Annotated in this window: 14 protein-coding genes, 1 tRNA gene and 1 pseudogene; 4 read left to right on the forward strand and 12 right to left on the reverse strand. The window is 48.8% G+C overall.

Annotated elements, in window-relative coordinates; all coding sequences use genetic code 11:
* Positions 1-334: 334 nt before the first annotated feature.
* The 5 genes from SIB83_RS11125 to SIB83_RS11145 form a co-directional block, all read right to left on the reverse strand.
* Positions 335-1,450, reverse strand: a complete 1,116-nt coding sequence (locus SIB83_RS11125; RefSeq protein WP_413745844.1) for a DUF1501 domain-containing protein — start codon at positions 1,448-1,450, stop codon at positions 335-337.
* Positions 1,450-2,511 (reverse strand): DUF1800 family protein, encoded by a 1,062-nt coding sequence (locus SIB83_RS11130; RefSeq protein WP_413745845.1) that lies wholly within the window; start codon positions 2,509-2,511, stop codon positions 1,450-1,452. Before SIB83_RS11130 ends, SIB83_RS11125 begins: the two co-directional genes overlap by 1 nt.
* 664 nt (positions 2,512-3,175) lie before the next feature.
* A tRNA-Ser gene (locus SIB83_RS11135) sits at positions 3,176-3,244 on the reverse strand.
* 115 nt (positions 3,245-3,359) lie between these two features.
* Positions 3,360-3,629 (reverse strand): hypothetical protein, encoded by a 270-nt coding sequence (locus tag SIB83_RS11140; RefSeq protein ID WP_413745846.1) that lies wholly within the window; start codon positions 3,627-3,629, stop codon positions 3,360-3,362.
* A gap of 7 nt (positions 3,630-3,636) precedes the next feature.
* Entirely contained in the window at positions 3,637-4,248 is a 612-nt protein-coding gene (locus SIB83_RS11145) for a cation transporter (RefSeq protein WP_413745847.1), read from the reverse strand.
* A gap of 594 nt (positions 4,249-4,842) precedes the next feature.
* On the opposite strand from SIB83_RS11145, the gene SIB83_RS11150 reads away from it, so the two are divergent.
* A complete protein-coding gene (locus tag SIB83_RS11150; protein WP_413745848.1) occupies positions 4,843-5,577 on the forward strand; it encodes a DUF1036 domain-containing protein in 735 nt (244 codons plus the stop codon).
* Positions 5,574-6,008: a hypothetical protein gene (locus SIB83_RS11155; protein ID WP_413745849.1), complete on the forward strand. Its 435-nt coding sequence runs from the start codon at positions 5,574-5,576 to the stop codon at positions 6,006-6,008. Before SIB83_RS11150 ends, SIB83_RS11155 begins: the two co-directional genes overlap by 4 nt.
* Positions 6,009-6,341: 333 nt before the next feature.
* Here SIB83_RS11155 and SIB83_RS11160 read toward each other — a convergent pair whose 3' ends face one another.
* Positions 6,342-6,782: a hypothetical protein gene (locus SIB83_RS11160; protein ID WP_413745850.1), complete on the reverse strand. Its 441-nt coding sequence runs from the start codon at positions 6,780-6,782 to the stop codon at positions 6,342-6,344.
* Between the two features lie 59 nt (positions 6,783-6,841).
* Here SIB83_RS11160 and SIB83_RS11165 point away from each other — a divergent pair, with 59 nt between their 5' ends.
* Positions 6,842-7,105, forward strand: a complete 264-nt coding sequence (locus SIB83_RS11165; protein ID WP_413745851.1) for a hypothetical protein — start codon at positions 6,842-6,844, stop codon at positions 7,103-7,105.
* Between the two features lie 61 nt (positions 7,106-7,166).
* On the opposite strand, the gene SIB83_RS11170 is transcribed toward SIB83_RS11165, so the two are convergent.
* The 6 genes and pseudogenes from SIB83_RS11170 to SIB83_RS11195 form a co-directional block, all read right to left on the reverse strand.
* Positions 7,167-7,319, reverse strand: coding sequence for a hypothetical protein (locus SIB83_RS11170; RefSeq protein WP_413745852.1), 153 nt, complete (start codon positions 7,317-7,319; stop codon positions 7,167-7,169).
* 276 nt (positions 7,320-7,595) lie between these two features.
* The gene (locus SIB83_RS11175; RefSeq protein WP_413745853.1) at positions 7,596-7,838 is read right to left on the reverse strand and encodes a hypothetical protein; all 243 of its coding nucleotides are present in this window, start codon (positions 7,836-7,838) and stop codon (positions 7,596-7,598) included.
* The gene (locus SIB83_RS11180; RefSeq protein ID WP_413745854.1) at positions 7,838-8,845 is read right to left on the reverse strand and encodes a hypothetical protein; all 1,008 of its coding nucleotides are present in this window, start codon (positions 8,843-8,845) and stop codon (positions 7,838-7,840) included. The genes SIB83_RS11175 and SIB83_RS11180 overlap by 1 nt, the downstream gene beginning before the upstream one ends.
* Before the next feature lie 36 nt (positions 8,846-8,881).
* On the reverse strand, positions 8,882-9,307 hold the full coding sequence (locus tag SIB83_RS11185) for a hypothetical protein (RefSeq protein ID WP_413745855.1): 426 nt from the start codon (positions 9,305-9,307) through the stop codon (positions 8,882-8,884).
* Between the two features lie 308 nt (positions 9,308-9,615).
* Entirely contained in the window at positions 9,616-9,747 is a 132-nt protein-coding gene (locus tag SIB83_RS11190) for a hypothetical protein (protein WP_413745856.1), read from the reverse strand.
* 1,028 nt (positions 9,748-10,775) lie between these two features.
* A pseudogene (locus SIB83_RS11195) lies at positions 10,776-11,674 on the reverse strand (IS5 family transposase); the annotation flags it as partial.
* A 195-nt stretch (positions 11,675-11,869) separates the two neighbouring features.
* Here SIB83_RS11195 and SIB83_RS11200 point away from each other — a divergent pair.
* Positions 11,870-12,349: a VapA/VapB family virulence-associated protein gene (locus SIB83_RS11200; RefSeq protein ID WP_413745857.1), complete on the forward strand. Its 480-nt coding sequence runs from the start codon at positions 11,870-11,872 to the stop codon at positions 12,347-12,349.
* Positions 12,350-12,473: the final 124 nt, after the last annotated feature.

Below are 12,473 nucleotides of genomic sequence, written 5' to 3' on the forward strand. Positions count from 1 at the left end.
TCGAATCACATCTGATCAATGCGATGAAACCCACGAGCACCGCCAACGCAGCTAGCGCAGAGGGGATTAGCAGAAGAGTTGCAGTGCGCTGCTTCATCAATTTCCAGCGATCAAAGTCGGACCCGAGGATTCTGTCCCAGTTTGATCCGGGTGGTCAGACAGCAAAAACCCCGCTCGTGGTGGGGTTAGCTGGGTAAACCGAACTCAGAAAACATTTTTGTTCTGGGTCTCATTGAATGTCACAGCATCAAAGAGACCATCGGCAACGAGTCTATCCATTCCTGATTCATCAAGTTTGATGGCTTCAGTTAGAGATGCTTCTTTTGAATTTCTTTCAACGTAATGAGAGAACTTTTTCATACAGCTCTGGAGGAGTGATGTTGGGTTGCAAATCGCCACGCGCATCCAACATTTCAAGATTTGGATAATTCCCGAGGAATTGCGCTGGTACACGATCGCCAAGCAGCAACGCCACCGAAGCACTGCCATGGTCTGTTCCACGATACCCATTCTCCTTCAATCGTCGACCGAACTCACTAACTGCCAAAATTGTGACATCAGGTCGGTTTGTTAGTTGTTGTAAACCCGCTTCAAAAGCTGTTAGTCCAGCAGCAAGCTGACTCAGTTGCCTGTTGTGCCGATTTTTCTGATTGGCGTGTGTGTCGTAACCCTTGTGGGCCAAGGTTAGTACCGGTGGACAAACACCACTTCCGATCAATTGTAGAGCTAGCTTCACCTGCTGCCCAAGGCTACTTCGTGGCAAATCCAATCCAACGGGTAGCGATGGTAGAGCTTGCTTTAGACGGTCTAATTCTTGGGCGCCTGCTAATTCCAATTCGATTAATCTTTTAAGGACAGGGCTTGTTGTGGTGTTAATGAGATTATTCATCTGTCTAAATCTGGAATTACCACGCATCTGTGCAGGCCCCAGCTGTAACGCTAGAAGCGATCCACCTTCGATAGGTGTGATGCTTGAAGGGTCCAAGGCTACAAGTGAATTGAATTTGGCCCGATGGGCATAAGCGCGCGCCAACCAACCAGTCCCTTCACCGGAGTTAGTGCCTGTAGCCCACTGATCTTGCGCCTTGAAGTGGCTCCGCTGTGGTTGTGCCCAACCCACCCCTAATGCAAACGCAAGCCGCTTTTCCTTCCAAAGTTTTGCCAGCGGGGCTAGTGCGGGATGAAGAGCAAGGCCTCGATCAAGTTCGATTGCTTCAGACCCAAGCGCCAGATTAGGACGGGCACGGCGATAAATAGGATCATCAATCGGCGCCAGTGTGTTGAGTCCATCGTTACCACCTTGCAGTTGCAAGAGCAACAAGATGTGATTGTGTTGATTCTGAGCGGTGTCGAGATTACTTCCAAAGCATCTTGGAACTGTTATCGCTGCTGCTGCTGATGTTGCAATACCGCTGAGAAAAGTGCGGCGGCTGATATTTGTGTATGACATTATCGTAGTACTGGCGAAAGTCCTATCTGCCATGAAGGATCAGCAAAAAGATCTCCAACAGTTTCTCGCGTAGCAGTGGTTGGTAGCTGAAGGCTGAGCGGAGGGAAGCTTGTATTGGAGACTTGAAGTGTTGAGGGCAGTTGACTGCTATCCCAAATTTCCTCATCAGCAAGCAACTTCTGAAGAGTAAGTCGTCGTGCCTGAAGCCAACGCAGCTTAAGCCATTCTTCATTTACAGGCCAACCCTTCACCGAAGGAGGCGCAAACAGTTCTTGGCCCATGGATTTCAGTCCACGTAGGGAGATTTCAACAGCATCGGGATGGTCACTTCCAAGAAGCTGCAGACTTCGCACTACCAATTCAATTGGATCTAGTAATCTCAATCCATCACTGCGGCTATTTAGTGCTTCTGGTGACTCTTGCAATTGAGTCATTAGCCAAGGAATTGAAAGTTGTTTCTTGAGCCATGTATTTGAAAGCTCTTCTAAGCGATTTTGCGAAGGCACTACTCCTGTGCAGCTCCTCCAGACTCGTTTGACTACGTGACGGGCAGTTGAAGGTTGCTGGCCAAGCCAGGAGGCAAGGCTAATTGCATCAAAAGATTCCGTTCTTCCAAGAATTGTGTGCGGCCCTGGATCATGATGTCTTGGCACCATCTCAATTCTTCCTCCATCCTTGAGGCGATAGCCTGTAAGAGCGCGTGCAGCTTCCTGCACGTCTGACTCGCTGTAGTTACCAATACCCAGGGAGAACAGCTCTAAAAGCTCTCTTGCAAGATTCTCATTTGGTTTACGCCAATGATTTGCAAGGCCATTGAGCGAGATCTGTAAAGCAGGGTCCAGCAACATCGCCTGCAAAAGATCGACATAACTGTTTCTAAGCTGAGCTTGGATTGTGGAGATTGTCTTGTACAAAAGCGCTGTGCGATTCCCAAGCTGTCTCCAGCTGATAGGAAATATGCCTAGCCAAAGTTGAACTTGCCAAGCTTCGCGGCCTGGTGTGTCTGGATTCAGTAGCTCCTGAATCCAATATCTCTGTAGTTTTTTTCCTTTCCTTGCCACGGCAATTACTCCTTTCCCGACGCGGTAACTCTTTGCAATCAGTTGGCGAGATATCCAAGGATTTGGATTTTATAGATGCTTTACTATACAATGAAAGTCTTGAAAATAGCAAATTGTCTCAGTCAGATCTTGTCACAGTTTTTTTGTGGGCAGATTCGATGCTGTCGAGGTTTGATGTTGTGGGTAGCGTTTGTAAAAGTGCTTCGAAAAAGAAGATTTGCTTACGACAAGGTGGTCGCTTCGCTTGAGAGTACCCTTATTCCCTGTTTTGGCGAAGGTGAGGCATTGTTTTGAAATTAATGAGGACTAGCGCTTGCTCTTGGGATGATTGTTAGCTCCATGTGTATGACTTGTGATCTTAGTAATTTGGCGGCCATTGACGACACTGGATGCTTGCCTATTCAGTTTTAAAGCATTAATTCGTTTTTAATATTGCAAGTTGCCTTGACACTTCGCTTTGCGGGGTTGGCTGGATAAACCGAACTTAGAAAACATGTTGTTCTGGGTCTCATTAAGTGTCGTAGCTTCAAAGGGACCAGCCTCCACCGGTTGATCCATTCCTGAAGGATCTGCGCCTGCTGCAGGTTTGATGCCCTCAGTCCTGCATTGCAGTCAGTCTCGCCCGGCCTAGTGGTGATTGGCTGAAAAGCCGTGTTGTGATTGACGCCCCCTGATGGATTCGAACCATCGACCGACTGCTTAGAAGGCAGTAATCGAGCCCAGTGCTGAAGGCCGTTTTTGAGTCAGGGACTGCTTCCTCGTTGATCTGTGCCTGCGTCCGCAATCCCCTGCAAGCGCGTTTTGACGCAAAAGTGAGAGCACTGCTCTCATTAATTTGCAATCGGTCTTCATGCCTCTGCAGGCCTTTGCAGGCCCTGATGACCGGCTGCTTTCGAAGCAGTTGCTCCCTCCTCGATATTCAGCCGATCGAGCACCATCGCGCTGAGAAGTCGCTTGCTCGTCGAGGCCATGTGGGCCAGCAGCAGGCGCAGCAACAACGCGACCCCTTCTGGATCACTCGACTCCATGCTCGATTGCCACGATCCCTCCAGTTGATCCAGATCCGCTAGGGCCTTGAGGGCTACAAGCTCAACGCAGTGAATCTTGTCTGAAGGCATGGTCTAGTTATGCGCGAGCGTGGGCTTTTTTCTCTTGTTTAGCCTCTTGTAAAATCTTTATCCCACCCCTCACGATCACGGCGGAGATAATTGCGCCCACAATCAGATCGGGGAATCTATTCCCAACTACCCAAACTAGGAATCCAGACAAGATAACGCCTAAATTAGCGATGACATCGTTTGTGGAGAAGATCCATGATGCGCGCATGTGTACACCTGAATTACGATGGCCTGATATAAGCATTAGACAGTAAATGTTAGCGACGAGAGCTACAACGCCTAATCCTATAATCCGAAGGCTGTCCGGTTCGCTTCCTAATAAAAGTCGACGCAGTACTTCTAGCAACACACCAGTACCAAGAGTTATCTGTAGTAATCCGCTGAGACGAGCAGATTTAATTTGTTTTTTGAATCCTCTTCCCACGGCATACAACGATAATCCATAAACTGCGGCATCGGCGAGCATGTCGAGAGAATCAGAAATGAGGCCGGTAGATTCTGCTAACCAGCCCATTACAAATTCTACTAGGAACATAACGACGTTAATTACTAGCAAGAATATGAGCGTCTTTCGCTCTAGCTTTTCAACTTGTTCCGTGCCGCATCCGCAATTAGACATGATTTTCTTTATTGCATGGTGCTTGTCGCATAATACCCGGTTCACGCTCCGATTTGGTGACTCGAAGCGGCGGAAATCGATCGCGGTGCAGCCGATTGTTATACGAGATCCCAAGTGACAAGACCTGTCTGTACCCCTCTAAGCCCTCCAGATCAGCGAACCCCCTGCAGACACGTCTGTTCTGATTTCGGGCTGGTGGTTTCTGGCACGAAAAACTGATTGGAGGTCCCAGTTTGCCCAGCAGCAGTAAGGTGATTGCACCATCATTATGTCTTCCCAAACAAATAAGAATGGAAACCTTAAAGGGAATTCTAAATCGAGAAATATGTGTGTTATGACCTCAATAGATAAGCAAAGAACGCCGATATTATTTCAAGTCATTTAATCAAAAAAGCGTCTGTGTTCAAACCCCATATCGAATTCACAGATTCTTTTCAGCAATCTTTAATTCAAGTTTTTTGATGGAGGTCTATCGGTATTGAGCTAAAAGCAGAACCACACCTTGCAAAGATACTTTAAGAGGTGCTTGAAAGATTGCCAGGAGAGTTGGATGATTTAAGCAATTAATTTTAACCATGGTGCTCAATCAATTCCATGAATTTTTTAATATCAGGAACTGTTTCCATGGGCTTATTTTTTTATGCGATCCCGGCTTTTTCTTTTGTAGAATTCACTCAACCTCGAAGCTCGTTTTATCTGTCTAAAGCAAGGAACAGTATAAGCTTTAAAAATAACTGCTCATCACCAATTAGAGTGGCCATTCACTATCTAAGTCCAGCAGGGCAATGGAGAACAAAAGCATGGTATTCATTTAAGCCTGGAGAGCTTGCTCGTCTGAATAATATCGAAAGCAAAAATAGATACTTTTATTACTATGCAGAAGTAACCGATGGAACAGGCATCAGCTGGCAAGGCAAAGACTTGAGTAAAAAAGTTGGTGACAAAAGTTACAATATGAGAAAGATTGATATTGGGCCTAAAATAGTAAATTGGACTCAAGCACTTTCATGTCCGAAAAGTTCGGAGAAATCGTTAGAGGAAATAAACAGCAAGATTCTATTACTAGAAAGTGAGGTTCAAGCAGCTAAAAGGGCTTTGAAACCAGACGGGATGTTCCTTGTTCCTATGGAACTAAGCGTGGAATGCGCTCTAACAGCTGATCTTGTCTTGAGTCAATACAAGCAAATTTCTTTGTATAAAAAGAAGTTTAAAGAAAAACCTTATCCGAGACCAGCTGTGGGGAATAATTGTGAAAAAGATAAGGCGCTTTCTCGACAACAGGAGAGATTAAGAGCCTTATACAAGGAAAGGGATAGAAATTTAAGATGAAAGAATTATCTACTATCGCTGAGACTCTTCCTTTGATTGCAAGCGGTGACACCCCAAGAGTGTCAACCACAAATAATGAAATCAGAGAATTAGAGCAAAAAATACAAGCCCAAGTTGAATCTATATCTTTAGAACAGTCAAGCGCTGCCAAGCCTATTTGGTCAGCAAAAAATGCTATGACTGTTAGCTCAATGATTTTATTATATAGCCTTATTGTCTTAGCATTGGCAACATACCTTATAAGGCTAGGTAAATCTTCAGCGTCAGTACTTAGGATCTTTGGTACTGTTTTAATTATTTCATCTTCAATCTTCCTAATTGTGGCGGGATATTCCAATCAACAGATTGCTCCAGCAATGGGTTTGCTTGGCACCGTAGCAGGGTATCTTTTAGGTACAGACAAAGAGCCTAAAAAGCCTGGGACTGATTAACACGTTTAAATCTTTTTAGGTGAGTGAATAGATTGAAATAAGATCGCTCATCATCGGGGTGAATTGGTACTGTTGATTCGAGCAATGCAGGGGAAAGGCAAACTTAGGGGGTTGCATTTTGGGGGACTCAATTTCACAATTAATTGGTGCACAACATCACATTAGCAGGGCGCCGAAAGCCCTGCAGGTCCCTGTTAGCTCCCCTTCAATGTCCCATCACCTGACTTGAATTTTGTACTTAGCGAGGAATGGGCGCAGCCCCTCTATTGTATATATAAAAGCATTATTAGAAATATGAGAAGGCAAATTCTCTCTACATTTATCTCTGATAAGTTATTGTGTCACAGGCATGTTTAAGGGGGCTGAGCATCGAAAGGAACTGCCCCTTGCAAGGGAGATAAAACTCACATTCGGAGACTGCATTTTTCCAGCTATAGCTGAAGTGTTGTATTGAGAAAGCACCCTAGGCATCCACGAAAAAGGCTGAAAGTGGTCCTGCTTTAGACAGGAACCAATTTGCAGACGAGTATTTCCCTGCCGCAAAAGTGCACACTCCAGCGCATCGGCCTCAACATCCAGCCGATCGAGCACCATCGCTCCCAGCAGCCGCTTGCTCGTCGAGGCCATGTGGGCCAGCAACAAACGCAGCATGACCGCTGCTCCCTCTGGGTCATTGCCGGCGATCAGTTCCACCCAGGGACCCTCAAGCCGTTCCAGATCAGCCAACCCCTGCAGACATGTCATCTCAACGCAGGTCGTGGTGATCTTTGGCATGAGCGGCTGATGTCAGGTTTCAGTTTGGCGATTAGCGTCCGTGCTTATTGGGAGCCCGTGTGGCAGCCAAGCAATCCACCACCCAGCCGAACTGTCGGTGCTGGGTTTGGTTCCGCGGAGGGCTTGGTGTCGAGTCGTTCTGGGTGAGCGGGTTCTACGGAGCGCCTTCAGTCCTGGGCGGTGTCCGCATCGAACGTTCTGACTACGTGCCGTGCAGGGTGGCCGACTGGCGGGTGACTTTCAAAGAGCCAGAGGATCTGCAGGTTGGCCCTGAGATCCCAGAAAACGCAGTGTGGAAGCTCACGCCAACAGATCCAAACTGACTTTCCCAACTGCGGGATGGTCGCAGGCATAAAAAAAGCGCCCCCGCAGGGACGCTCTGAATCAAGCCTCTATGGCTTTCTGGATTCGCTTCCGGTGGTCGCAGATCCACCGTGATGGGTTTTTGCTGGTGTTGCCGAGATGGCGACCCAGCTTTGATCCGCTGCCGTGTTCGGCAATGGCCGATTCCATTGCATCCAGACGGTTCAGCACCATTGCCGACACTCCCGAAGGGAATTAATCGCTCGGTTTTAAATCCCCCGATTGGGGGATGTGTGTTCAAGTGCGTGCATAGAGGATCTTTGGCTCAGAGAGACAGCTCTCTTCCCGCACTTACAACGCATGAAACTTCTTCCCTTTTTCGCAGGTGCTGCCTTAGTCGGTTCTTCATTTATTTTTCCTAATGCTGTTGAGGCATATCCAAGACCTCAGTACGGAAGTTGCCGCTATGGCTATTCGAGCGAAGGGGATTTCTGCGTACCCAATGACGCATCACAAGTTCAGACTGGCAGCTACTACCCAAGACCTCAGTACGGAAGTTGCCGCTATGGCTGGCAAAGTGAGGGGGACTACTGCGTTAAGTAAACGCAAATAATTGCTGTTGACCAGGAGCGGGTCGCTTTCTGACTGTTCCACCAACCAAGCCATCAGCTGTTGATGCTCTACTTCCAGACCATCAGCCCGCTCCTGCCAGTCACGGTCTGCTTTTTCGGCAAAAGCTGCAAGATCTTCCATCAGCGCAGCCGGGACATCGCTTGCGTCAGCAGCACCAACGTGTCCTGAAGTGGAATGCAAACCGGGGCATCAAGCCCCGTTTGCTCTGGCATTGCCTCCAGTTGTTCCCGCACTCGGGACAGTGAACGCAACATCGCCGATGACCGCAAACGCGGTTCCTCATCCAGTGTTTGCAACAGGTTGGTGATTTCGTTCACGCATTGGTTGCGGCCACTGAACGCATCCCACGCAGTTGCGTCATTAGAAAAGCCGATGCCCCCATCGGCGGAATCGTCGGGCGCCCGTTCAACCCCGCCCCCAAAGGCTGGTGCTGGTGGATCCACCGACGACTGATCTGTGACAGGGGCACAGCAAACAGAAACGCATGTTCGCTCGTGTTCGATCTCTGCAGGTGTTGGCTCTGCCTTGATAGCAGCCACCAATCGATCGATTTTGCGCCCGATGCGTTCGCCGCATTCGCCTTTTGCTTTGCGGCTGTAAGTCTTTGGTGGCGTTGCTGTTGCAGGTTCCATAGGAGTTGCATCAAGGGATCGTTCCAGTCGTCTGCGGTGCAGCTGTATTGGTGCTGGCTTTGGTGCAGCCCTGACCCGCTGGCGGGTGGCTTCCTGTTCCTGCCTGCGTTGGTTGTCGGCTTCGATGATCAGTGCCTTCTGCTTTTCCCAGTCGGCGGAAACAATCTCGTGTTTGCCCTTCGGTGGCAGCTTCTGATGGATGGGTTTGGTTGCGTCCAGCAGGCGTTGCCGAAAATCCGCAATGTCGTGCTGCATTTGGTTTTGGAGGCAGCGGATCATTGACAGCAGGACCGTTTCAGCAATGCCGTCACGGTGCAGTCCGTGGTTGTCGGTCAGCCCGAGTTCATGCCTGCAAATCAGAAATTCGGCAGCTTCCTCACAACCTGCGACTTCAAGAATCCACCTGATGTGTTGTTTCAGTGGAACCTTGGTTTTCTCGTGGAAATGCACCGCGATTGCGTCAAAAGGGGCGGCGCTTTCGCGCTGTCCCCTCATGCGCACTTCCGCTTGAAACGGCTTTCTGCCATGGGGTCAGCCTCTGAAGAACACTCCTGCCATGCGGGCATCAGCCTCACGTTTTTGATCAATCCGCCGCTGAAATTCAGCTGTTTCTTTTGCAGATTTCACCCTTGCTTCAGCAGCGGCTTGCGCTTGGGCGTTTTGACGATTTACAGCCTCGTCACCATCCCTGGCACGGCGCATCTTGTCGGCTTGAGCATCAAGCCATGCCAGTTGTTTCTCAACGGCTGATGACTGTTCACGCTGTCTGTTGACAACAAATTCAGGATCATGCAGCCACATATCACTTTTGGCGGCATCGCTTAATTCACCACCAGCGTGAACCTCAGACAACGTCGCGACTGACAGACTGCCGCCTGCATCAATACGCCATTTGGCTGCTTGTGCAGGATAATGTCTGACATTAACTGACATAGCCGTGAGGAGTGGTGCCGTCACGTGTGGATTATGCGCTGAGATTAGGCAGTTAAAAAGTTAATCTGCTCTGCTTTTTCCTCCTCCTCTTGGTCAAATACGAATCAGCCTTTTTTATTTTGTTGTGGATGCTATGTCATTCATTTGCTTCTAGTCGCATCTATTAGAGCAGCCCTTAAAGGCCGTCCTTCTGGTTCTGGTGATTGTTTTGGTGTTAATCAACATCCTGAGAATCCTCAGATCTGAGTTTGTCTAAAGATTCTCAGTGGATTGCGAAGATGGCTACGGGTTGGAACTGGCTCTGGGGTTAATTGCAGTTCATGTCCCATGTGTCAAGTGCCCCCTGCGTGACCTGTATCGACGACGGAAAGGCGTTCGACATCAGCCGGTTGCGTGATGATCGCCAACGCCAGCAGGGTTAGCGATGCAGGCATCGCGAGCTTGATCCAGTCAGCTTTCGTCATTGATCTGAGGATTTAATCTCCCAGATTACGATTGTGACGGTGGATCTCCTTCCAAAAGTCCGTCTGAGCTTGCAGCAGTGGAGTCATTCTTTCTCTCTGACAGTTCTGACACTCACTTGTCTTCTGCCCCGCCCTTAAAGCTCTCCCAGCGTATCGAGGGTCGAGTTCCACTAAAGCTCCACAGAACTTGCATGGCAGATGAGTTTGATACTTTGACATTCACCTCCTTCTCTTTATTAGCTGCAACTTTAGCAGGAATTCTGAATGATAGAACCCCCATTGTTTAATTTTATGGATTACTCAAATGTGATTGAACTTAATCGTGCTGTTACGACACCTGGCTTAATTCTTGATATTGAGATACTCCTTGATCACCACAACATTTCTAATCCAATATGGCTAGATATTCAAACGAAACTAACTCCAGAGTTGATCGCTCTGCCGCTGAACGACTACAGGAAAAGCTTTATATGGCTGCAGAAGCAGCTTTAGACCAAGCCATCGAATCTGGCGTTATCCCTGCAGCGTTGCTTTCATCTACTCAATCCATACTCAGAGACACCGGCATTAACCCTGATCTGACCGATAAAGCGGCTCTGACAGACCTTGATGACTTCTCTGATGTTGCTAGTCCTACGTGGCTATCGACGTTAAATAGGGATCTAGGGCTGTAAGGCTCTGTACGGTCTCTTATGCTCTGAGGCAGGCAACCCTAGTGATGTAGCCCAGAGGCTCCCTAAGGAAACTCTGGATAAACGGGGGTCCAGCGGCGGCAGTGAGCACGGAAGAGTGCCTTGGACCGTGCATTGCTTTTGAGACCATTTTTTGATGACTTCTGGCCTCGTATTCATCCAGTTTGGGCTGGTTCTTGAGGCTGAATCGCGCCTTTCAGCCATACCAATCCCCTGGTCAGGCTGTTGCGAGCAATTGCCGTCAGGCCTGATACAAGTTCGACAGCGCTGCCAGCACGTGGATCTTGCAGCGGTTCCAGTGGCTCCGCCACGCTCGGCCTTTGGCCTCGGTAGGGCCAGGCCACGCAGCCGGGTCTTCTGAAAGCCGAACTGGCGCTTGATCACACGGAACGGATGCTCCACCTTGGCGCGGATATGAGCCTTTGCGGTCTCGATCAGGTCATCCACATGTCCCTCGGGTGTATCCGGTAAGACACGACGCTTTCCTGGGCGCATGGCAACGCGGAAGCCGATGCCCCGGCCTTGCATCTCGGGTCGCTTTTCAATCCCCTGGTAGCCGGCATCTGCATAGACCACTGTCTCCTCACCGTGCAGCAGCTCAGCGGCTGGGGTGAGGTCATGCACATTGGCCGCCGTGGTTTCCACTGAGTGGATCAGGCCGTTCTCGCTGTCGACCCCGACATGCACTTTCATGCCGTAGTACCACTGGTTGCCTTTCTTGGTCTGGTGCATCTCAGGATCCCGTTCCCGCTTCTCATTCTTCGTGGTGCTTGGTGCCGCGATGATGGTGGCATCGATGATCGTGCCCTGCTTCATGGCCATCCCGTTGGCCTTGAGGTGCGCCTTCACGGCTTCAAAAATCTGCTCACCGAGTTCGTTCTCCTCCAGCAAATGCCGGAACGCCAGGATCGTGGTCTCATCCGGGATCCGATCGGTGATCAAGGCGATGCCGGCAAAGCGGCGCATCGTCGCCACCTCGATGAGTGCATCCTCCATTGCCGGATCGCTCAGGTCATACCACTGCTGCAGCAAATGGATCCGCAGCATGGTCTCCAGTGGATAGGGCGGGCGCCCCCTCCCTTGCTGCTGGTCTTGGGGTAAGTGGGCTCAATCAGATCGATCAGTGCACTCCAAGGCACCACCGCCTCCATCTCAGCCAGAAATCGCTCGCGCTTGGTTCGCTTCTTGGCGGTGGTCTGCTCGTAATCACCGAATCCAAACTGCTTACCGCCCATAAAGACTGTCCACGCCTGTGATCACACGGCCATTTTCGCGCAGGGTGGCGGGGTTTTCCAGAGTCTCCCTAGTCTTCTTGAGTCTCAGGCAATTTTAATGCACTTTTAAGTGAGACTTCATATTACCTTCACCAAATAATAGTGTTGCTTTTGTGTGTTTGATTAACTTTAATTATTCAAACCTTTAATTGACTTATGTCGACTGACACTCAAATACTTGTTCCTGATGCAGATGCACTTATCCAAGAGTTCCTTGGTGCGACAAAAGGAAAGCTAGACGATCATGCAATTGAATCTACTGTTTCACACTTTAAGCAGTTGGGGGCGGCAGCTTCTCCTTATCCAGCGAAGGGTGGTCTTACTTCCTTGGTTTTTTATATCCAGTGCAAATGTAGCTTAACTGAACCCAATGGCAATCAGTGGAATTTTTCGGGTGATGCTGGGGGGTTTGCCTCTCCTGGCGGTGGTGCATTATTTGGATATGTATATCCAACAGATAATTTGTCAGAACTTGTACAAAATACAGTAAGTTTTATGCTTATTCCAGCCCCAGCTTACACATCATTCGTATTTTTTGACTCGCACAGTAAAAATCTTGGGAGCTTCCAATCAGTTAATGCCTCTACTATTGTCGGGACTCCTTTTGGAGGTTCCGGAAAATGGGAAAGAAAATAAAAGAATCGATTAATAATACTTGATATCGCTTCAATTATCGGCTCTGCATTAAGCGGGGCCGATTTAATGAATTGTGTTGGGATTGAAATTCTAATTTTTTAATTGATTATTAAATTTCTGGATT

Origin of the sequence: Synechococcus sp. MIT S9507 (assembly GCF_047304715.1) — a bacterium.
Classification (GTDB): domain Bacteria; phylum Cyanobacteriota; class Cyanobacteriia; order PCC-6307; family Cyanobiaceae; genus Synechococcus_C.

Coding starts and splice junctions, on each gene's coding strand:
- SIB83_RS11125 (WP_413745844.1), bottom strand. CDS start 1,450: ATGTCATACACAAATATCAGCCGCCGCACTTTTCTCAGCGGTATTGCA.
- SIB83_RS11140 (WP_413745846.1), bottom strand. CDS start 3,629: ATGCCTTCAGACAAGATTCACTGCGTTGAGCTTGTAGCCCTCAAGGCC.
- SIB83_RS11145 (WP_413745847.1), bottom strand. CDS start 4,248: ATGTCTAATTGCGGATGCGGCACGGAACAAGTTGAAAAGCTAGAGCGA.
- SIB83_RS11150 (WP_413745848.1), top strand. CDS start 4,843: ATGAATTTTTTAATATCAGGAACTGTTTCCATGGGCTTATTTTTTTAT.
- SIB83_RS11155 (WP_413745849.1), top strand. CDS start 5,574: ATGAAAGAATTATCTACTATCGCTGAGACTCTTCCTTTGATTGCAAGC.
- SIB83_RS11160 (WP_413745850.1), bottom strand. CDS start 6,782: ATGCCAAAGATCACCACGACCTGCGTTGAGATGACATGTCTGCAGGGG.
- SIB83_RS11170 (WP_413745852.1), bottom strand. CDS start 7,319: ATGGTGCTGAACCGTCTGGATGCAATGGAATCGGCCATTGCCGAACAC.
- SIB83_RS11175 (WP_413745853.1), bottom strand. CDS start 7,838: ATGGAAGATCTTGCAGCTTTTGCCGAAAAAGCAGACCGTGACTGGCAG.
- SIB83_RS11180 (WP_413745854.1), bottom strand. CDS start 8,845: ATGAGGGGACAGCGCGAAAGCGCCGCCCCTTTTGACGCAATCGCGGTG.
- SIB83_RS11190 (WP_413745856.1), bottom strand. CDS start 9,747: ATGACGAAAGCTGACTGGATCAAGCTCGCGATGCCTGCATCGCTAACC.
- SIB83_RS11200 (WP_413745857.1), top strand. CDS start 11,870: ATGTCGACTGACACTCAAATACTTGTTCCTGATGCAGATGCACTTATC.